Here is a 21,482-nt window from a genome sequence, read left to right on the forward strand (position 1 = left end):
ACATAGGAGGTTTTTAAATGAAGCCTAAGATAAAAGAAATAGTCACTCCATTAATTAAACATGAGAAGAAAATTAGAATTGGATACCATGAAAAAGCTTTTGATTTAATGGACGAAGACAATAAAATTGAATCTCTCTTATCCTCCTTTGATGGACAAAAAGAGTTAGAAGAGTTAGCCAAACTAAATAATTTACAAATAGAAGAGTTAATAGATTTAATTAATACATTTGACAATATTAAAATTCTAGAAAATCGAGATTTGATGAAAGATTTACTGAATGAACAAGAAAAAGAAAGATATAGAGCTAATTTTACTTACTTTGAGTACTACACGGATATATATAAAAGTTCCTATGATATGCAAAAAAAGATCAAAGATTCTCATGTCCTTATTTTAGGGTTAGGTGGAGCTATTCAAGATGTAGCAACTTTGGCTAGCTTAGGTGTCGGTAAAATTACAGGTTTGGACTTTGATACTGTTGAACGTAGTAATCTCAACAGACAATATATATATAAAGAAGATGATATAGGAAAGTTAAAAACAGAGGCAGCCAAACAAAGGATTAAAGAAATAAATTCGGATATAGAATTAAATATTATAAATAAAAAAATAACAAGTTCTGAGGATATTTTACCTCTTTTATCAAATGTAGATTTGGTGATTAGTGGTATTGATAGTCCTGGTATTATATCTAGTCGTTGGGTTAATTTCGCCTGTGTTAACAAAAGAGTACCTGCGATATTTAGTGGAATAAATGGTAATAAAATTCTAATAAATAAACTTTCGGGTTCGGGTGAAGGATGTTTTGATTGTTTTTTAATGAATTGCTTAAAAAATGATCCAATTTTTAAATATCAATTAAATACTTTATATGGCTATACCTTTGAAAAGAAAAATACAGCTATCGCACCTACTGTTTCTATATTAAGTGGTTTTATTACGGTTGAAGTTATGAAACACTTATTAAACCTTGAAAATCAAATGCGTGCTGGTTATATGTATCAATTTGACGTGAATGGATTGACTATGAATTCAGACTATCACTGGGAAAAGTCAAATGAATGTCCAACTTGCGGAAAAAATTCCTTAAAAGAAATGTGCGATATAACTACTTTAATGGAAATTGTTGAGGGGCAAACTAATGGTACTAGAGAAATTCACAAAGGATAGTATTATTTCACTTTCCAATTTAACTGTCATAAAAGAAATAGATGAATATACAATTGGTGATGAACAAAAAAACATTTTTTTTCGTGTTCCTAAAGAAGCTATCTATGTAATCGAAGAAGCAAAAGGTCATAACACAATTGAAGAAATCCAGGATTCTATTTTGCAAAATAAAAAAATAGAAATCGACGTTTTAGATTTCATGAATACACTCAATAGTCTAGGTGTAATAAATGATATTAATCTTGATGAAGACCGTAAAAACAATTTTATACAAAGTTTAGGTAAATTTTTATTTAATAAAGCAACTATAACTTTCTATATTATAAATATCTTATTAACAATTATTTTATTAATTGCTTTTCCAAACAAATTGACTCCTAACTATCAAGATACATTTGTTTTGTCTTCAATAGGTTTAAGTCTATTGTTATTTTTCTTTGTCTCTTGGTTTTTAGTATTTGTTCATGAAGGTGCACATTATTTAGCTGTTTCAGCAACTGGAAAAAAGATGAATTTTCAGCTTAGTATTAGGTGGTTTTGGGTAGTTATAGAAGCCAATATGAATACATTATGGTCAATACCTAGAGAAAAAAGATATATCCCCTTTTTAGCTGGTTTTTTTATTGATATATTAATTATTAACATTTCTTTCATGTTAATTTTAGTGATTAATGATATTTTCATAATCAGTTTATTGAAAATGATTGCATTAATACAGTTTTATAAAATAATATGGCAATTTATTATATTTTTAAGAACTGATTTCTATTATGTTTTACTTAATTATTTTGGAGTTTCAACGTTAACTAAGGGGAGTATAGCTTATTTGTTAAGAAAGATTTCCCCTAAATATAATTTATTTTTTGACAAATTAAGCAGTCGTGAACAAATAATATGCAAAAGATATAGTTGGTTGTACATAGTATCACTGTTTGCTGTATGCTATTTATTTTTATTTTTATCTATCCCAACAGTACTCTATACATTAAAAACAACTTTAAGTATTTTATCTACCTTTGCTTATAATACTTTTGAATTTTGGGATTCTTTTATCGTTCTAGCTTTACTATTATTCGAATTCATTTTATGGATAATCGCAGCATACAAACGTTTTAAGAGGGGTGCATAGTTATGTCAAAAAAAATCAATATAAATTTATACGGTAATAAAGATAAATCACCTCTAATTTTTTTACATGGATTAAATTGGACACATCTTATTTGGAATTCCGTAATTGAACAACTAAAAGATGACTATTTTATAATAGCAATGGATCTGCCTGGACATGGAAATAGCATCAGATTACAAGATTATTCGTTTAACAATATAGCTAATGTAATAAATGAAACTATTTCTGATTTGAATTTAACACAAAAGATAACTCTTATAGGCAGCTCCATAGGTGCCTCTATAGCACTAACTTTTGCTAGTATGTATGATACGGTAGAAACTGTAGTATTAGTTGACGGTGGTTTTTTTGCATTAAAAGAAGTTGAAGGGCTAACATGGGAAGACATAAAAAAAAGCAGTTTCCCAAATGAAGTTTTAAAAAACAAAGAATCCTTTATCAATTATATGAAAAGTGATAATCCATCTTTATGGAACGATAATATAGAACAAGCTGTACTTGATCAAATTAAATGGTCTGCTGAACATCAAACGTATCAATTTAAAGTATCTGAAGACGACCAAATTCAATATATGAAAGATGAATGGAATCTGGACACATTAACATTACTCAAAAGTGTAAAAGCTAAAATTGTCTTATTAATTGCGGATAATAACCCTGATGATAATTTTTTAAATTCTAAGATCGATGTTTTTCAAAATAATTATAAAAATTCTATAGTCTACCGTTTGCATAATACAGACCACTTAATTATGTTGGATGCTGAGAAAGAGTTTATCAAAATAATTAAAGACCATATTTAAATAGGTGAAAGACATTATCCTTATTGATAATGTCTTTTTCTTTACTGGTATGTAACCAGAAATCAAATCCGTTGTTTGCCCTCTTATCTTTTTTATCCAAAAAAGTAGCCTCTACATTTAGTTTTGCCGATTAAAGAACACTTTTAAGACCTCACAAGTCCTTTTAGACCATCGAAACTCAAAGCTCGAAGAAAATATAAGTCAAAAACGAAATGACCGTCTTAGAACGAATGTAAATAGCCTATAATTTGATTTTTAGAGGTTTCTTTTTCTAGACAACTCTAGTTTGCCCTAAAAGAATAGTATAGCAAATTAGAGGTATGGTTTTTACCATTCCTCATTTGATTAAAGATCGCGTAACTTGGCCAAGATTCGTTCACGTTCTTGTGCAAAATAGGCTTCCTTTTCTTCTGTTACTTCTTCTTCTTGCTCATGACGCGTCGCAAACCATGCAGGTACCACTTCTACTTTTCTAGTTTTCTCTTTTTCTGGCACTACAGAAACCGTTAAATCTTTGATTTTGTTGCGAATAATGGCACTTAGCAAGGCTAATCGGTTTGTTTTTACGTATTGATCGCTTGCTGAAATGGCTGCATCTAATGATTGATACAGGATAGTTTCTAATTGGCTATGAGACACCCCTAGCTTGTCCTCTGCTTTGATTTTTTTCAATGAACCATAGATAACACCTACAAAGGCTTTAAAGCCCTCTAAAGAGCCTGTACGGGCTTGATAAAGATTTTTCAAACGATTATAAAGAGTATTTTTCAGATAAGACGACTGCTTAGTAGACGTCTTTATATCTTTTATTGTTTTAATTTGGTTATTATAGTTAAGAGTTGAATTTGAGCCATCCAGGGTTGATATATCAGCATTTTGAGCCAAATCCTGATGTTTATTTTGATGTTTATTTGGTTGTTTAAATTCATCTTTTATGATGGCAATTTCATACGCATTCAGATGATAAACTTCACTTAAAATGCTTTCAAAATTTACATGCTGCACATCCAAAATGACACGACAACCACTATTCGTCTTTCCAGATTTGTTTCTGGAAAGGATAAATAGCTTGGATTGCTCCATATACTTGAAAGCTGTTGAGATTGTATTGAATCCAACCTCTAATTTTTTACTCAAATGCTCTCTACTTACTTTGATAATGCCGTTGTATGTAAGATCATAAATCAATTTTTCTAGCACTCTATGTACTTTCCCACCAGGATAAATCCCTTGGATTGCTAGTATTTCTTCTAATTGCTGCAGGCGTTCTTCTTTGAGTTGCCGATCTCCTTTTTGATTGCCGTATGTAATAAATGTTTGGACTGCTTGGTTTGGTGTAGTTTTTAGTTTGTTTTCCATGGTAGTTGCCCCTTTTTGAAGCAAAAAAGCGTTTCACATCGTGTCTTAACGATGCAAAACGCTTTAGATTAAGGAATAATCTCTAATGACCTTTTAATTAACTGTTGAAATGTCTTCTATTTCATACTAGAATGACATATATAGATATTATCTATACTTATTACAACAGATAAAGAGTCATTTCACGATATGCTGCATCGTATCTGCATTATACGATAAAGCGATTAATAAAGAGCTCCAACTCTCTATTAGTCACTGTGGAATGGCTTTTTCACGTTCGATTTAGTTATTCTTACCATACGCTAAAGTTAGCAACTTGTAAATATACTCTATGACTATTAATTTATCAAATAAAGCCATACATTTGAAAAATTGGTGTTTAGCGCCCCCAAAACTTCCAACGAGATTTTTGAGGCATCCTTTTCAATTCTTCAACATCATCTTGCAACTTTTCAATCAATCCAATCAGTTTCTCTTCTCGTTCTTGGCTAAATTTAAGCTGATTTTTCATTTCTTCAAAGTGTTGAGAATAATCGATGGATGCTGGTAACTCTTTATTTTGGAGATTTTCGATTTGCAGCTGCATCTCCATCATCATTTTTTGTTGTAATCCGATCATTTCAATTAATTTCTCCATCGAACCTGGGTGGATTGTCATCTCAGATTCCCTTTTTATGACCTCTCCACCGAATTTCTCAAACAATTTTTCCTCGACCTCTGTAAAATCTGTCCGTTTAAACCCTTTTTCTCGTTGTTTTTGAATAGTTTCATGGATTAAATGAATTCGTTTAATCTGATGATCGTTGTAAACCCGTTGATTATTGTTATCTGGATCTTTCAAAACATCTCCGAGCCAATCCCGTTTCTCCCACTCACGCAGCTGATGTGCTTCAATTGCTAATTCTTTTGTGATTTTCCCAATTGGTATTAACATTTCTCCAACTCCAATGGCCTAATTTTAGCTATAAATTAAGCTAGATTTATCTTTATTTTATGCTTATTTTAGGCTAACTTATGTTACATGGGGTACTGCCGACAAAACGCAGATATTATACGCTAAGACATTTTTTGGATATAAAAACCCTGATTTTTCTACGCTAAGCAGAAGGATCAGGGTTTAATATTTTTCTTCGTATTCTTTTGGTTTCGTAGTTTCCAAATAATGTCATGTTGAACTAACGCACCCGTTTGTTTAAGTACATTGTTTCACATAATTCACAAAGAAAGCCGGTTTTCTTATCGAAAAACAGCTTTTTATTATCTATTTATTTTTTCAATTGTTATATTCAAGATAACTGCTGAGATAACATAAATTTGATTCATAAAATCCAATCCAGTTACAAAAATGGATATAGATATAATTCTTTAAGTTGTTTTCAGATAACCTTCATTTTGAATGTCTATTTTAACATTAATATTAATCTTCATGTTTTTAAAGTAATCTGACCTCCAGTTTTTTAATTCATCACGAGGGATTTGATTTCTAAAAAACTGACCCATTCCGAATACATCAGCCTCATTCTCTTGAAGTTTTGTAAATAATTTATTATACCTCTCAGAGATTAGAGTATTAATTTCCTCTTTAATTAAATTCAAACTGGGTTCTCCTTTTGTTTCCAATATCACAACTCTCATTTTTATTAGACTTTCCATATGTGCATCATTATTCACTAGTCTTCCTATATTGTCAGTTTTAGAACCCAGTAGCATGACTGTAGCATGTTCCATTACTTCCATTTTTCCATTACCACTCTCCCCTTTAAAAACATTGTACAGCAGGGTTTCGTTTGAACTGATTTGCTCGACCATTTTTCCTCTTTTTAATATGGCAGAACCGATTTGATCCATAGTCGTATCTTTTCCCGAACGAATCAAAGGTATAGCCACATCATGTGTATAAGAATGTATGCCTCGGAAGACCTCCCAAACTCTTGTAAGGGCAATGTCAGGATTCCAGCCTGCATTTTTTTCGAAATAGTTATAAGTGCTGAGCCCTTTTTTTTCGGCATTAATTTTAATGTTATTGAAAAATTCTTGAAGATCCTCATCACATATTGCAACTAAAGCTTTTGGGGAAACGTCTCTTGAACGCATAAATCCTGCAATTATATCGTTTATTCCATCCTCAGCAGTTTCTTTCTCAATAAAGATTAGCTTTACATGCAATAAATACACATCGCTCTCCATATTTCTACTAATTGTATCCACTGCTTTTGAGACCGTTTCAGCTTTAGCAGATACAATTTTCGTTTCCATATTACCATCTATAGGCTCTGGTATATTCAGGATCACCAAATATTGGTCGTCAACTTTCTTAACACCTATCGACACTGGTAGTAGACGATGATTTATATCCTTAATATCCCAACAACCGCTCAATATCAAAACCATAGTTAAAAGACTACAAATTAAATAAATGACTTTTTTATTAGATAGTTTCATTTGTATCCTTCCTCTTTAATCTTCTTCCAATATAGTAAATAGAAAGAGGTACAACAATTATAACGTATGACCTTAAAAAAGAATTCATAAAAAGGATATTTTCAACATCCTTCCAGTCTGGAATCCAAAAGCAAACGAAAAAGATTGCTACAGACAAACCGAACAATAGGTAGCTAGGTCTACTTTTAGGAATGTAATAGTTGATTATTCGAATTGCTTTCCACATTGAGAGAGAGAGATACAAAATAATAAAAGCAATAAGGCTTAAAAGAAAAAACATTGTAACTCGCTCAAACATTAACCAATCAATATTTATAGAATCCACAATAAGTACAAAAGGAAGAAATGCTTTTGATGCAGTCGCTTGTCCCAAAGTAAGAATTGGAATGTATACTGAAAAGAGAAAGAAAGGAATAAGAAATATCGCAGACAAAATAACATATTTTCTTTCATAAGAGAAAAATGGTTGTACAAATCCAAGAAAGAGAAACCCACCGGCGAATGCAAAATAACTCTCGAAGTAAGCAGGCTTACTAATGAATCCTAAGTCTGTGTCAAAAGGTATGGCATATCTCCAATCAACATTCTGAAATGACATGATTAAGACAAACAATAATATTGGAAAAAATAATATAAATAATAAAAATGCAGTTCGTAAAATGGCTTCGATACCTTTAGATGAAATGTATGCAGAAACAGACAACAATAATAGTATAATTGTCCATAATGGGGTATGGGATAAAAATACCAAGGTTACGATTTCTGCGTATGCTCTGACCGTTATAATAATGGCCATGATTAGATAAAGTAAAACGGGAGCAAAAAATAAAAAAGTTACCCTTTTTTTGCTTTTCGAAAATATACTTAAAATATCCTTTTTTGGAAAAAAGCTGAGACCTTTCATATAAGTCAACAAAAATACAAAATGTACAATAATCCCTATTAGAATTGGGAACCAATGGCCTTGTTCTGTACTAGCAATAATATCAGCTGGAAACATAAAAAAAATTAGTCCCAGATGACAAAGCACATACATTATCATAACATGTAGACTTCTTACCACTATTGTTCCTTCCTTCCTATATTTAAATAGAGATAGGACTTGCCAAAGGTAGTTAAACTTGCCAAATAAGAACTAATAAAAACTAGACCTACTACTAATCCTAAAACTCCAAATAGTGAAGAAAGAATTACATTAATATATTTAAATGATCTGATTGAAAGCGAGCTTTGAGCCCCCACAAGGGTTGAGTTAGCAATTGTTGTTGCTGCAAGAATGATGATTAAGAGATTGCTGACTAATTTAGCTTCTACAACTGCTTGTCCTAATATAATTCCTCCAACCATTGTAATTGTGGGACCTACTGATTTTGGAAGCCTTATGCTTGCTTCTAATATCAGTTCTAGAACAACCAACATGATTATAACTTCAACAAGTGCTGGATAAGGAACCCCTTCTCGACTTTGAGCTACAGAAAGTGCAAGCTCTATCTGTAACGCTTCCGGATTTACAGCAACAAGAGCAACATACATTCCTGGACTTATTAGAGCAATTAATGCACCAATTACTCGGAGGCAACTGATAGTTATCATAATGGGAAATGGAAAATTACGATCACTCTCAACAATAAACATATCCCAAAGGAGATTAGGCAGTATTAAAGCAAAAGGTAATTGATCAACTAATATAACAACTCTTCCCTTTTTAAGAAATTGTGATGCATGAAGAGGAAGTTCTGTCGTATTAAATTTTGAAACTATATCCCAAGATGAAAACCCCAGCATTTTTGACATGCTTTGTAAGTTACTGATATCCATACTCTTATTCTTTTCAATAAGACTATTTATATTTTCAACAAGTTCTTTATCCACTAGACCATTAATAAATAGTAAAGAAATTTTTGTCTTCTGATTTTTCCCTGTTGTGAAGGAATGAACAAGAAGTTTATTTGAAGTAAGTTGTTTACGAAGGAGTCCAATATTTGTGTCAATATCTTCTGTGAAGGAGTTTGAAGGTCCTTGAATTACACTTTCATTTGATGGAACTTCAATTGAACGATTTAACCCCTTAGGAACAGGTTCGTAAATAATAAACTTTTTTGTATGTTCTATATATATAATAAGTTTACCTTCAAGGACTGATGTAATAGCCTTTTTTGTATCGTCTTCAAAAAGTTCACCCATTAAAATAAATATAGATTCTGATGTTTTCCCTTGAGAAATTAAACCCTCTGACTGTTTTTGAAGAATTGTTTTTGTTTTTGTCATATCTACTAAAGTAGATAGTCCTAGTAACAAAACTTCCTTTTTTAAAAGGTAATCACGTTTTATAAAAAAGTCATCATTACCCCCTAACGCTTTTTTAATATCTAAAACTATTTGTTCCATAACATTTTTCCTTTCATTTCCTATATGTTTAATTTGCACTTAATTTTATATAATTATTCAGGGGGAAAATTGATACTGGAACAATTTATATAACTTCTAAATGTTTAAGAAAATAAAAGGAAGTGAATGAACGCAAATTGGGAATACGAACTATTGTCCTTAGAAGAAAAAATTAAGATACAGAAATCTGGAAAAGTTGAAGTGTAGAAGTTTAGGATGAAGAGGAATACAATATTATTGTTTATAAACAGTTTGAAATAATTTTTATAATAAAAGTACATACCAGCTAAGTTACGGAATTTTTGAATAGCCACACAAATATCCCCATTTCAGGTGGGAACGAGGAATTTGTGTGAACAATCTTGATGATTGGGATTTGTTTTTATTAATAGCGCTATTCAACTAAACTCCCTCTATAAAAGAAGGGAAATACTTTACCACAGATTTTCTGAAAAAAAGTCTCAAAAAAGTATCGAAAAAGTCTCAAAAAAGTATCGCTTGCCGTTGGCATCGCGATACTCTGATGCTGTAGATGTACCTGGTGTGATCGATGTGATCATAGAAATAAGTTTGTTTGCTCACCAGAGTCCCTATGATTAAAACAGCTCCTAGAGAATCAGCCAACTTCTTCATCAATCTCCTTCTAACGAAAAAGGGACTTATAGGACAGCCCCCTGGAAGTAGCATGCAGACGCAGGCTACTGAAAGAAAGAGCATAAGGGAAATCTGCTATCACTTGGGGTGATAGACTAGGCAGAGCCTAGTGTTTCGGTGTCCCCATAAAAAAGTGCATTTCTACATATTTTCTATACAAACGTTTATTCGTTTCTATATGTTTTCTACATAGAGTATCCAGTCATTTTAGTTCTTTCAAACGTCTCCTAATAGTTGCTTCAGAAACACCTAGTAATCGAGCAATTTCTCGATTACTTTTCCCAGCATCTTTTAAAGACAACAGTTTAAATTCATCGATGGTTAATTTAGGACGGCCATTTGGGTTTCCACCTCGCCATAGTTCCTCTTTTTTTTCATTTTTAAAAAATCTCTTTAGCAAATTATCTCCCTCCCTAAACGCGTCTTAACTCTAAATTTTAAGTTTTGACGCACATAATATCAACCTTACATTTTGGTAGGGCTCAATAAAAGATTAGGGAATTTAATTATTCAACAAGAAAAAAGTAACTGGAAAGTGAAATTGTTTAGGAGTTGCGAACAAAACAAGGGAAGTTGATAGGGCGAATTGAAATGATTCGCTCTGGTGAAAAGAAAAAAAGATGTTACTGAAGATGAATCTTTATAGAAGTTACCTGGTTTTTTTGAATGGTAAATGGCCTGATTTTAGCAAAAAAGCTAGGAAGAAAACAGGAAGAACGTAATAAATGTTCGTGAGAAAAGGGGAAGAAAACAGGAAGAATCACACTTTTTTATGGGGACACCGAAACACTAGGCTCTGCCTAGTCTATCACCCCAAGTGATAGCAGATTTCCCTTATGCTCTTTCAGTAAATAGCGTTATTCTAAAAGCAACTTTTGATGACAGAGATATAATCGCCATTTACCACTCAAAAATAATCTTGTTACTTCTATGTTGATTCATCTTCAGTAGCATCTAAGCGTTTTTGTTTTTGTCATAGATAAAAATACACGCCAAAAGAAAATCTTTACCAAAACTCTCAATAATGGTAACATTAGTAAAAAAAGGAGGTTTTTATGTTGAAAAAAATAGTAAGTCTGCTTGCTTTTCCTATTTTTGCACTAGGCTTTTTATCTACTGCACCTAGTGCGTTTGCAGAAACTGATGAGTTAGGTTATGAATATACAACGAAAAAAGCAAGTGAAATCGATTTTGCAGACGGAGACTTTTACATAGTATTACTTTCAGGTGATGCCAATAGTGAAGACGCTACTTATGCTGTATATGAAAACAGTGAAGTAGAAAAGTATGAAGAAGATTTACTTGCTGATGGACAATTGGATAATCATGAAACTCAAAATCTATTAAACTCTGTAACACCTTTCGCATCCCTACCTACCAAATTTTCTGAATACTATAGTGGATCTCAATGGATTTCAAGAGATGAAGGACCATCTTTATCTCTTAACCCTTTAAAACCAGCATATGACTCACCCCCAGGAATGGCACAAGCACATTTACAAAAATACAGATGGGATGTAGTCTACTCTAAACATAGTGGAGATGCAAAATGGAATAATACAGCCAGTATGAAAGCACAATTACATTGTCATGCTGATACAATTAAAGGTTTGAAAAATCCTTGGAATATAGAACCTTGGCGTACAACAACCAATTATCATGAAGTAGTTGCAAAAGCTTGTAATCCGAAAAATAAGTAAAAAAAAAAGCCTAGTTCTTTTGAAAAGAACTGGGCTTTTTTTAACTTTTTCAAAAACCACTAAATTTATGTGAACTTTTTCAGACGTGTTGTATAGATAAATCCATTTAATATACATAGTAACAAAATAATTATAAACATAATTAAAGAAATACTATCTCCACCCTCACTTATTTCGTCGCCTACATAGCCGGCTATTATTACAGTAATAGCTGAAACTGCAATAGTTATTAAAGAAAATAAACCTAATGTAATACCATTAATAATTTGGTTAGATTTTTTTTGTACAAAAATAAAAAACGTAATTAGAAGTGATGAAATGGTGAAAATAGCAAGAATAATGTGTATAAAATCATAAATTTGTAAACTTACCATAAAATTACCTCCTTTCCAAATATTATAACGTTTTATAGTGTTTTAAAGTTTCTCCATTTTGAACCATAGATGATATCAGTTGGATACGGCCATACAAATAACCCCCCTCTACCTTGTGCAGAAGGTAAAAGGGGGTTACATCATACCCTAGTATACCATTCCATTACCATTATAGCCCCAAATTTTATACAGTCCCCATACATGATTAGTTGACATAACAACCAGAGTGGGAAGTTGTAGAGGCACGAAAAAGCCCGTCATTACAATGTTCTTGTAATGACACGCCTCAAAATTGCTATACATTTTTTATACATCATTGTGAAATAGGCAAAAAACGTCCGAAATTCGATGAAAATGCTGTATAAAACTTTGCATAAACCTCTTTTCAACATCACATCAATCAGTAAGTCGGAAAGGGGTGTTCGATAAGACCCAAATTCAATGCCGATCTTTGGAGGTTCGACTCTCTAAGCTTCTTACGAGCTTTTTAAGCCTTTTGAAATTAAAACATGAAGTAAAATAAGGCAAAAATAAAATAAGCATCTTAAAACAAACGTTAATGGCCTCTAATTTGATTTTTCCATTAAACTAGAAAGGAAAATGTTTATTAAATCTTCATTAATTTTTCCGAAGATTGTGGAGATCTTTCTAAGAACCTATAGATATATTTATGAGATTCTGTGTCATCTCTAAAAACAGCCATCACTAGAACGGGAGCACCTTTTCCAACTGCTACAATATCTCCTGGTTGGATATTCAACTCCATTAAATGTTCTGGAATAAGCCATATATATTGTTTGTGATGCAGCTTTAATACTGCTGCCTCTTTTTTACTTCGAATATGAACTCCTAATAATGCGTTATTTTTTTGCATGTTTCTTTCCACTCCTATCTTCAATAGTAAAAATGAGCACAGTAAACTAGAGGTATGGTTTTTTTCCATTCCTCATTGGATTAAAGATCCCGTAACTTGGCCAAAATTCGCTCACGTTCTTGTGCAAAATAGGCTTTCTTTTCTTCGGTTACTTCTTCTTCTTGCTCATGGCGCGCCGCAAACCATGCTGGGACCAGTTCTACTTTTCTACTTTTCTCTTTTTCAGGTGCTGCAGATGAATTTGAAACCGTTAAATCGTTGATTTTGTTGCGAATAATGGCACTTAGTAAGGCTAAACGGTTGGTTTTCACATATTGATCACTCGCTGAAATCGCTGCATCTAAGGATTGATACAGGATCGTTTCTAATTGGCCATGAGACACCCCTAGCTTGCCCTCTGCCTTGATTTTTTTCGAAGATCCATAGATAACACTCACAAAGGCCTTAAAGCCCTCTAAAGAGCCTGTACGGGCTTGATAAAGGTTTTTCAAACGATTATAAAGATTATTTTTCTGATTAGACGACTGCTTAGTAGACGTCTTTATATCTTTTATTGTTTTAATTTGGTTATTATAGTTAAGATCCGAATTTGAGCCATTCAGCGTTGATATAACAGCGTTTTGGGCCAATTCCTGATGTTTATTTTGATGTTTATTTGGTTGTTTAAATTCATCTTTAACGATGGCAATTTCATACGCATTTAGATGGTACACTTCGCTTAAAATGCTTTCAAAATTAACGTGCTGCACATCTAAAATGACACGACAACCACTATTTGTCTTTCCTGATTTGTTTCTGGAAAGGATAAATAGCTTAGATTGCTCCATGTACTTGAAAGCTGTCGAGATTGTATTGAATCCAACCTCTAATTTTTTACTCAAATGCTCTCGGCTTACTTTGATAATGCCATTGTATGTAAGATCATAAATCAATTTTTCTAGCACTCTATGTACTTTCCCTCCAGGATAAATACCTTGTGTGGCCAGTACGTCTTCTAATTGCTGCAGGCGCTCTTCTTTAAGTTGCCGATTTCCTTTTTGATTGCCATATGTAATCAATGTTTGGACTGCTTGGTTTGGTGTAGTTTTTAGTTTGGTTATCATGATGATTGCTCCCTTTTGAAGCAAAAAAGCGTTTCACATCGTGTTTTTTGACGATGCAAAACGCTTTAGATTATAAAATAATCTTCAATGACATAGTAATTAACTGTTGACCATTACTAAAATTCTTAATAGAATGACCTATAGATACTTTGTATCTCTATAACCAATTAAAAACAGTCATTTCACGATAAGCTGCATCGTATCTGTGTCATACGATAAAGCGATTAACAAAGAGTTGGCGCTCGATGTTAGTCACTGTGGAATGGCTTTTTTACGTTCGATTTAGTTGAATCTACCATAATCTAAAGATTAAAAGTTGTAAATAGCAAAAAACATCATATTTTTCACGTCACCAATATCACTAACGTCACAGATATTTAAAATACGTCACAAGGCTATCTATAAAAATAGTTTTGAAATCCTTGGTAGCACTGGATTATTAACGTCACGAAAATTTGGGTTAACGTCACAAAATAAAAAATGAAATGACGTCACAGTTTGCTCCAAAAATTTTTTTGTGACGTCATTTCATTTTTTATTTTTTAATTATTATCTAAAAAATCCATCAATGCTAAATGCAATACGTCCGATTTATTCACTCGCTCAGCTTTGCAATAATTATCTAAACGTTCTCCTATGCCTTTATCAATAACAATGGTCTTTCTTGTCTTGTCCCCTTGTGGCAGTATTTTTATGCGTGCATGTACCTCTTTTGGCTCTTGTACTATCCCTAAATGTTCTGTTGCCTTTTTTAATCGCCATTCTTGAAGCATTTCAACTAGATCTATTAATTCATCTTGCGTGAATTGAGGGTGAACTACTGGTGAAATTCTTGTGATATTCGCATTATCTTCTTTCACCCTAGTATTACTTTCTATTACTTTATGTGAAGAATTATTCACCTCTGATGAATCACGTTTCACACCTGTTGAATTATAAACATAGTCAAAAATGCTTTTCTCCTTAGGTTCTGTACCTTCACCTATATAATGCCATCCCTTCGGGGCTTTGTTACTGTATGCATATCCAGCTTCTTTTAGGGCTTTTAACAAAGGTTTCTGACTGATTCCATCTATCTCTTTTGCTACATCCTCGGCTTTATTTCCCTCTCTTATTGCGTTTAAAATACTACCTATCGTTGCATTTTTATCTATCTTCATACTCATTTCACCTTCATTTCACATATACTCATATATGTATAATTTCTATGTGAACTCTATTTCACCTTTACTCACAAAATTTTTTAGCTATTACATTATCCTAAAACACCCCTTAACACTACGCATGAAGTAACTTTTCCAAATTATTTTTTGAACACGGAGGATTAAATGCTATACTATTAGTAGTAACAAAACAAACGCTTTAAGAGCAAAACACCCAACTTTCAGTAGGTTGGGTGTTTTGCTTTTGATAGTAAATCTACATAATTCCTTATGCTACTCCTAATAGAAACGACGATCCTTTTTTATAATACATATTTACGCTTTCTACTCTCACGTTTTAATGTACTCAAAGAAATGCCTGTTAGCTCTGCAACCTGCCTAAAAGAGTGGCTATTCAACATCTGCATAGCATGATCTAACTGTTTTTTAGTGTATTTATTAGGCCTGCCTTCACGGAACCCCGATTGTTGCTTAGCAATTGCTTTTCCTTCCTGAGTACGTTCAATAATAAGGTTTCTCTCCATTTCAGCTACAGCGAGTAGTGTCTGTAAAAAGAAACGCCCCATTGTTGTATTTTCAAGTAATCCAACATTAAGAACATGTACTTTTACCCCTTTTTCGAATAACCGTTCAATGATTTCGATGCCTTCTTTAGTGTTTCGAGCCAATCTATCCAATTTGGTTACAACAAGCTTGTCACCTTCATTTAATTGAGACAGCAGCTCATTTAATTGTGGTCGGTCTGTTTTCGTTCCTGTGAATTTCTCTTTATAAATAACAGTCGCTCCTTCACTCTCCAACGCTTGAAGCTGAACCTCTAATTCCTGTGATATAGTCGACACCCTCGCATAACCGTAAATCATAAAAAATACCTCATTTCTGCACATACTTATAGACCTAAGTTATGACACCTTTTTACACCTTGATATTACTGCATCAACACATTGGTGTCAAAACTATTAGGTTTTGACACCGTTTTAATGCTTCAAAAAGGGTTCCAGAACCATGGTAGAATAGCTCATATCTATCATGATATACTGAACTAAAACTCACAAAAGGTTGTATTTTAATGACAATAAACATAGATCCGTATTCTACAGATACCCAGTTAGTAGGTTTTGTTCCTGAATGTATTATTAATCATTATGCTCTTCCCTGTATTTCTTCAGAAATATATATGCCTCCAGGGGTTTTAAAACATTTAAAAAAGCGTGGCCACTGGAATGACTTTATGGCATATTATCAAGATATCCCAAGCATTATTACAAACCCTGACTATGCTGGACAAAATCCAAAAGAGCCAGATACCATAGAAATATACAAAGCCCTTAGCGACTCTGTCATTTTGCCAATAAAATTAAATACAGAAAGTGGTTTATTCCTTAGCTCATTTTACATATTAGACAATGGAATAGATAAGATTCAAAAACGGCTACGCTCTGGACGTATTCATCCGATGTCATTCTTTACTAAGTAATAGCAAAAAGGATAGAGTGTTTACAAAATGGCTAAAAAAGTGTAGTATAATCATTGAATAGATTAACAACTTGTTATCATATTTAAATAATTTCTAACACATATTAAATACATAAAAGTTATTTGAGGTGGGAAAGGTTCCCCACGCGCTACCTATAAGGTAGTTACCAGAGATCAGGATTGCCGCCCTGCTAATAACTTTTAAAGCAACAAATCCCAACTTCTAAAATGAAGTTGGGATTTTTCGTATACTCTAACAAAACGCACTAATATCTTAATAGCTACCTACATATCCGTGTTGTAGTCAATCCGTGCAAAAAACACGTACGAGCCAATCGCAGCACTCCATTTATTTATTCCCTCAAATAAACCATTGCCAGCCTCCAACGATTATTTCCATGCCCTAATTCACTATGAACTTGATTCATGACCGCACGTGTACTTTCATACAACTCTTTATCATGCTCTGATACCATGCCATAATCGGCTTTACGACCAATTGACCGGTTACCTAAAATCCTATCTATCATATTTTTTTGCTCTGCTGAAGCAAGCTGTGAAAAACGGTCACGTGCATACGAATGTCGAAATCCATGACAACCTCGCCCTGCCTGTTCAATCCCTGCTTTTTTACAAGCTGTATGAACCCCTTTGCGCACCGTATCATAAGAAACAGCCACAAGCCTATCTGTTGGTTCTTTCCCTGTTAAAAAGCTCTGTAACGACTCGATAAAATCATTTGGTACGTCAACCTCACGAAATCGCCCTCCCTTGGTAATTCCTGCCCCTTTTTTATCAGGAATATTTAGCTGTAGCCCTCCGTTTTTCGCCACAAAATGCTCCACACGTATATTGACAGCTTCTTTTACTCTCAATCCAAGTTGGCTCATTAAATCAACGGCTTTCGATACTTCTGCAGAAACTTGTTTTTTTATAGCATCTATCTCCCAACGCTCATACGAGCGATTTTGCAAGCTTTCGTTTCGTTCTAGTACATAAAGACGGTTCTCTGTACAAAAACCTGCAAAATCGCTCTCACGCTCTTTGGAAGCCATTTTATGACCATGTTCTAAGAGTCGTAAGGACGTTTCCACGTTAATCATGTGCCCTTTTGAGATTCCTTTGTCCTCAAGATAAGCAAAATAGGCTTTATAGTGTTGCTTCGTTAGGTGGTCCAACTTACGAACCCCATGTTCATCCCTCACCCATTTTACGAAGTTTTGGCAATCCGACATGCTGTTGGATTTTTGCTTTAACGAATGAATGCCTTTGATCCCCTCTTTGCGAGCATCTTTTTTCGAGTGTCCAATCATATCAATCGCATCCAACGCCGTCTTCACATCATGTACAATGGATGCTCTCGCCTTGCTATTTCTTGACCTTTTTCTACTCAAAATTTTCACCTCCTCTCAAATTTGGCATATCTCAATCCACCTTAGGGTGCGTGGCTCCGTTGAGCCACTTACCCTAAGGTGGGGTATCGCATCATATGTATTTGTATAAAAAATAAGGTAATCGGTATATCAGCTTAAAACATCCGCTCAAGCCTTAACAGGCGAGCTAAAAAACATGTCGTTGCTTTGCAACGATGGACAGCAAGCTGTCCTATGTGTTACGCTGCTGCGCAACGTAAATCAGCTAACGCTGATACAAAATCAAAACCCTTTGCTCGTACCGAGCCATTAATAAATCGTGAAAAATTAAATAAAGTAACTTAATCAAAATAATAAAAGTTACCTTTTCACACTCTTGCAAAGTTTTTAAAACTCCTTTTGTATTTTTGTTTATAATCCTCCTCTTTTTGTTTTTATTTTTTAATTACGTAAAACGCAAAAAAAACCGAATGTGCGAGAACGCTCAATCAGTTTTAACTTGGATACTAAATATCCACCATATATTTTTTACACAACAAAATACCGATAGGCTTTTTGCTCAATCAGTAAAATTTAATAACTTGCTCCGTTTTTTTAAATATACTGCTATACACGATTACGCTTTTTGGTAATACCAATGTATTTATACAGCTGCATCATATCGTTGATTTTCGGCTATTGCGTACTCTGTCAAGAATTCAAAATGCGTTTAATGCGTTTTAACGCTTCTATAACCATGCCTTCTTGCGATATATCCAATTGGATAGTGATGGCAAGTACACACAGCACTCTGGCTTTAATCGAACAATCTCACGTTATACCAATAGGCAGTGAAGGTGAGCATGAACAGCGAGAGTATGTCGAAAAGTAAAGTTTATACGCTAGTATTATAGCATTTTTCGTTGGTTAAACCTAGCAAAAAACGCTACCGCACCAGCTACGCTGGCTTGCTGTACTCGATTCCAAAAGGAAAGAATTTCTATTCCTTTTGGAATCTGCGTTGCACGCTAAAGAATTATTTATTTTACATCAACATCAAAAACAAAAGTCTCTTTTCCTTTATCCCACACTACCTGAAGTTCATAAATGTAATACCCTTCTTGAGATGGCAGTGTTATTTTATAATCTTTAATTTCAACATCATCAATTACACCTTCTTCATTTAGTCTAGTTATTGCTATGGAAGAAGGACTTTTTTCAATTTCAAAATTTAATATATCTCCTTTTTCAACTTCTAATGTTTCAAAATCATCAGCTAATTCTTCTATATCACGAGAACTCATATCTGTTATTTTAACATTGTCTTCTTCCCATTCGTAATCAGTTGGAATCATTGTATATTGTTCTCCGTTTAAAATAACTTTGCCTTCTGGCTGACTAAGAGTACCGTTGGGAAAACCATTACATCCATTCAAAAATGCAACACTTAGAATGGATAAAATTATTTTTTTCATTTCAACATCCCCTTTTTATAGATTCCATTTAGAGTAAATGTTCCCTAATATATTTTACAAAAATATGAATCTATATCTGTTTTTGTAAAATATGGTATTATTTTAAATATACCACAACAATTGGGAGGTTATGAGGTTGAAAAAAGTTTATTGTCGGGTCTTTTATTAGCAGGTAGTTTTTTATTATTTAATAATGATGCATCAGCAGCAGAACTAAGCAGCACTTCCACAAGCCAACCGTCGGAATCTACCAGTAAACGTCCAACCAGTTCTTCGATTAAACAAATAAGTGCCTTACTTAATTTTTCTTTCCCTACAGAAAGTTCTTTCCCTATGTCAGCCAATGCTTTCCCACATTTTAATGCTTCTACAATTTCTCCTATTGTCATACCGATCTTCCCTTGTTAATCAGTGTTCTCACTTTTTAATTCGGCAACTTTAGAAAAATGTCTTCAAAACTTCTTTAGCTCAAAAGAAAAAGTCATTATTTCTTTTACCGAAGAAATAATGACTTCCACCCTTGACATACCTTTGGGGAAAAATTTACTGTTCATAATCATTATGCACCTGAATTTCAATAAAATCTAATAAAACAAATCAATTGCCTGTTTAATGACTTTTATATTATCGCTATCTAACGACTGCATCACATCGGATAATTTAATGTCATCAAAATGGCTGTTGAATAACTGCAAACCAAACCGTATCATCACACGTTCACTATGCGAAAGTATTTCTATGTTCTTATACAACCTATCCAAATCGACTGTTTTATCTTCATCAATGGCTTTGATAAGACAATCAGCTTTATAAGTCGCTCCTACTACATACGCTAGACAGCCATAATACAAGTCGCTTGAAATACTCAGTTTGTTGAATACATTTAATATCTTCAACGTTTGTTCTTTATGGAGATCACTTTTAAAATACAGTTCCCCTGGGGGAGTTTTGGATTCCTCATTATCCAACGCTTTCACAATCGTTTGGCGTAAAAAAAGTGAACGATTCCCTTTTGCTTTCTCTTCTAATGCTGTCCAATCATCTTCCGTCAGTGTGAGAGAGACCTTTTTAGTAATACCAATACTTGGACGACCTACAGACTTTTTCTTTGTAAATAACGCCCCTCTACAGATTCTACAGTATGTCATTGGTACATCGTTCACATAAATTAAGGCTACATCAATAGAACTCCCACAACGTTCACATACAAATAACTCTTTTTCACACATAAGAACACCCCTGTTATTTTAAGTTACCTTTAAAATAACATAAAAGGTTACCTAAAATAAGATAATAAAGTGACTTTTATTTTATTGACCACGTTCCATCACAGTCAGGACATTGCCAATACAAAATTCGATCGGCTTTTAACGTGGTCATGCCAATTTTTCTTGTGAAATGTGTAGCATTATAAGATTTTTGCTGTTCTTCTGCTATCACATCTCCCTGCAAATTAGTATGACAGTGTGGGCAATACTCTAAGCTATCATTCAACAAATCTTCTCTCCTCCTTCATGAAAGGTATTATGGTCGGCTTAATCTATCTCACCACTATGAAGTTTGACTTCGCTGATGGGATTCCCCTATAAGGGAAGGTCTCAAAGCCTTCAAATACCCTAAAACATAATTATATTTTTCTCTCTCTTTTTTTAAAATTTTATTCATTTTAATTTCAAAAAAATGTTAACTAAGTTTTAGTATATATAAATCTGTATAGATTCTGTTTATCTAGCAAAAATCTAAATTTCACACATTACATTTTTGTGAATTTTTTCAATATTATGTATTATATATATTAAGTTTATTTTCTCTATTTTTGGATAATTTAGTTGATTTATAGAAAACTATGGTATATTATGTATTTAATTACATAAAAAGGAGGTTAGGCGCTATGAAAATCGAAATCAAAGAAGTAGAAAACTTAACACCTTTAATTTGCCACAATCGCTAATTTGAAGGAAAAATAGAAAAAGTGTGTCTAAGTTTTATATAAACTTAGACACACTTTTTTTAGAAAT

The 21,482-nt window shown here is 33.1% G+C and carries 21 protein-coding genes; 5 read left to right on the plus strand and 16 right to left on the minus strand.

What is annotated here, in order from left to right:
* Nucleotides 1–17 precede the first annotated feature (17 nt).
* The 3 genes from NSQ74_RS23155 to NSQ74_RS23165 are packed head-to-tail and all read left to right on the plus strand — an operon-like array spanning nucleotide 18 to nucleotide 3,104.
* Nucleotides 18–1,172, plus strand: coding sequence for a HesA/MoeB/ThiF family protein (locus NSQ74_RS23155; protein ID WP_259420500.1), 1,155 nt, complete (start codon nucleotides 18–20; stop codon nucleotides 1,170–1,172).
* Nucleotides 1,144–2,301 carry a hypothetical protein gene (locus NSQ74_RS23160; RefSeq protein WP_259420502.1) on the plus strand — a complete coding sequence of 386 codons (1,158 nt, stop codon included), beginning with the start codon at nucleotides 1,144–1,146 and terminating at the stop codon, nucleotides 2,299–2,301. Before NSQ74_RS23155 ends, NSQ74_RS23160 begins: the two co-directional genes overlap by 29 nt.
* Nucleotides 2,302–2,303: 2 nt before the next feature.
* Nucleotides 2,304–3,104: an alpha/beta fold hydrolase gene (locus NSQ74_RS23165; protein ID WP_259420504.1), complete on the plus strand. Its 801-nt coding sequence runs from the start codon at nucleotides 2,304–2,306 to the stop codon at nucleotides 3,102–3,104.
* Nucleotides 3,105–3,449: 345 nt separating this feature from the next.
* Here NSQ74_RS23165 and NSQ74_RS23170 read toward each other — a convergent pair whose 3' ends face one another.
* The 6 genes from NSQ74_RS23170 to NSQ74_RS23195 form a co-directional block, all read right to left on the minus strand.
* Entirely contained in the window at nucleotides 3,450–4,463 is a 1,014-nt protein-coding gene (locus NSQ74_RS23170) for a hypothetical protein (RefSeq protein ID WP_340826610.1), read from the minus strand.
* 379 nt (nucleotides 4,464–4,842) lie between these two features.
* Nucleotides 4,843–5,397 (minus strand): MerR family transcriptional regulator, encoded by a 555-nt coding sequence (locus NSQ74_RS23175; RefSeq protein ID WP_340826613.1) that lies wholly within the window; start codon nucleotides 5,395–5,397, stop codon nucleotides 4,843–4,845.
* Between the two features lie 431 nt (nucleotides 5,398–5,828).
* Nucleotides 5,829–6,905 carry a Ger(x)C family spore germination protein gene (locus NSQ74_RS23180; protein ID WP_340826615.1) on the minus strand — a complete coding sequence of 359 codons (1,077 nt, stop codon included), beginning with the start codon at nucleotides 6,903–6,905 and terminating at the stop codon, nucleotides 5,829–5,831.
* Nucleotides 6,892–7,947 (minus strand): GerAB/ArcD/ProY family transporter, encoded by a 1,056-nt coding sequence (locus NSQ74_RS23185; protein WP_340826625.1) that lies wholly within the window; start codon nucleotides 7,945–7,947, stop codon nucleotides 6,892–6,894. Before NSQ74_RS23185 ends, NSQ74_RS23180 begins: the two co-directional genes overlap by 14 nt.
* A 20-nt stretch (nucleotides 7,948–7,967) precedes the next feature.
* The gene (locus NSQ74_RS23190; protein ID WP_340826617.1) at nucleotides 7,968–9,293 is read right to left on the minus strand and encodes a spore germination protein; all 1,326 of its coding nucleotides are present in this window, start codon (nucleotides 9,291–9,293) and stop codon (nucleotides 7,968–7,970) included.
* A gap of 856 nt (nucleotides 9,294–10,149) precedes the next feature.
* A complete protein-coding gene (locus NSQ74_RS23195; RefSeq protein ID WP_340826618.1) occupies nucleotides 10,150–10,347 on the minus strand; it encodes an AsnC family protein in 198 nt (65 codons plus the stop codon).
* Between the two features lie 655 nt (nucleotides 10,348–11,002).
* Between NSQ74_RS23195 and NSQ74_RS23200 the strand changes: the two genes are divergently transcribed.
* Nucleotides 11,003–11,647 carry a DUF2599 domain-containing protein gene (locus tag NSQ74_RS23200; protein WP_340826619.1) on the plus strand — a complete coding sequence of 215 codons (645 nt, stop codon included), beginning with the start codon at nucleotides 11,003–11,005 and terminating at the stop codon, nucleotides 11,645–11,647.
* 65 nt (nucleotides 11,648–11,712) lie between these two features.
* Here NSQ74_RS23200 and NSQ74_RS23205 read toward each other — a convergent pair whose 3' ends face one another.
* The 5 genes from NSQ74_RS23205 to NSQ74_RS23225 form a co-directional block, all read right to left on the minus strand.
* A complete protein-coding gene (locus NSQ74_RS23205; protein ID WP_016992360.1) occupies nucleotides 11,713–12,021 on the minus strand; it encodes a hypothetical protein in 309 nt (102 codons plus the stop codon).
* A gap of 607 nt (nucleotides 12,022–12,628) precedes the next feature.
* Nucleotides 12,629–12,895, minus strand: coding sequence for a DUF5839 family protein (locus NSQ74_RS23210; RefSeq protein ID WP_064774786.1), 267 nt, complete (start codon nucleotides 12,893–12,895; stop codon nucleotides 12,629–12,631).
* 80 nt (nucleotides 12,896–12,975) lie between these two features.
* Complete coding sequence (locus tag NSQ74_RS23215; protein WP_340826620.1) at nucleotides 12,976–13,998, minus strand: hypothetical protein; 1,023 nt, start codon at nucleotides 13,996–13,998, stop codon at nucleotides 12,976–12,978.
* 542 nt (nucleotides 13,999–14,540) lie between these two features.
* Nucleotides 14,541–15,158, minus strand: a complete 618-nt coding sequence (locus NSQ74_RS23220) for a hypothetical protein (protein ID WP_259420508.1) — start codon at nucleotides 15,156–15,158, stop codon at nucleotides 14,541–14,543.
* A 305-nt stretch (nucleotides 15,159–15,463) separates the two neighbouring features.
* Nucleotides 15,464–16,024: a recombinase family protein gene (locus tag NSQ74_RS23225; RefSeq protein ID WP_340826621.1), complete on the minus strand. Its 561-nt coding sequence runs from the start codon at nucleotides 16,022–16,024 to the stop codon at nucleotides 15,464–15,466.
* 206 nt (nucleotides 16,025–16,230) lie between these two features.
* On the opposite strand from NSQ74_RS23225, the gene NSQ74_RS23230 reads away from it, so the two are divergent.
* Nucleotides 16,231–16,638: a PBECR3 domain-containing polyvalent protein gene (locus NSQ74_RS23230; protein ID WP_061401036.1), complete on the plus strand. Its 408-nt coding sequence runs from the start codon at nucleotides 16,231–16,233 to the stop codon at nucleotides 16,636–16,638.
* Nucleotides 16,639–16,990: 352 nt separating this feature from the next.
* Here the strand turns inward: NSQ74_RS23230 and NSQ74_RS23235 are convergent, their stop codons facing one another.
* The 5 genes from NSQ74_RS23235 to NSQ74_RS23255 form a co-directional block, all read right to left on the minus strand.
* Nucleotides 16,991–18,031, minus strand: a complete 1,041-nt coding sequence (locus tag NSQ74_RS23235; protein ID WP_340826622.1) for a tyrosine-type recombinase/integrase — start codon at nucleotides 18,029–18,031, stop codon at nucleotides 16,991–16,993.
* 998 nt (nucleotides 18,032–19,029) lie between these two features.
* Nucleotides 19,030–19,464 (minus strand): hypothetical protein, encoded by a 435-nt coding sequence (locus NSQ74_RS23240; protein WP_061401034.1) that lies wholly within the window; start codon nucleotides 19,462–19,464, stop codon nucleotides 19,030–19,032.
* 128 nt (nucleotides 19,465–19,592) lie between these two features.
* The gene (locus NSQ74_RS23245) at nucleotides 19,593–19,853 is read right to left on the minus strand and encodes a hypothetical protein (RefSeq protein WP_340826623.1); all 261 of its coding nucleotides are present in this window, start codon (nucleotides 19,851–19,853) and stop codon (nucleotides 19,593–19,595) included.
* Nucleotides 19,854–20,048: 195 nt separating this feature from the next.
* Nucleotides 20,049–20,693: a hypothetical protein gene (locus NSQ74_RS23250; protein ID WP_259420498.1), complete on the minus strand. Its 645-nt coding sequence runs from the start codon at nucleotides 20,691–20,693 to the stop codon at nucleotides 20,049–20,051.
* 76 nt (nucleotides 20,694–20,769) lie between these two features.
* On the minus strand, nucleotides 20,770–20,961 hold the full coding sequence (locus NSQ74_RS23255) for a hypothetical protein (protein WP_310794758.1): 192 nt from the start codon (nucleotides 20,959–20,961) through the stop codon (nucleotides 20,770–20,772).
* Nucleotides 20,962–21,482: the final 521 nt, after the last annotated feature.

Source organism: Lysinibacillus sp. FSL W8-0992, from assembly GCF_038008685.1.
Lineage (GTDB): Bacteria > Bacillota > Bacilli > Bacillales_A > Planococcaceae > Lysinibacillus.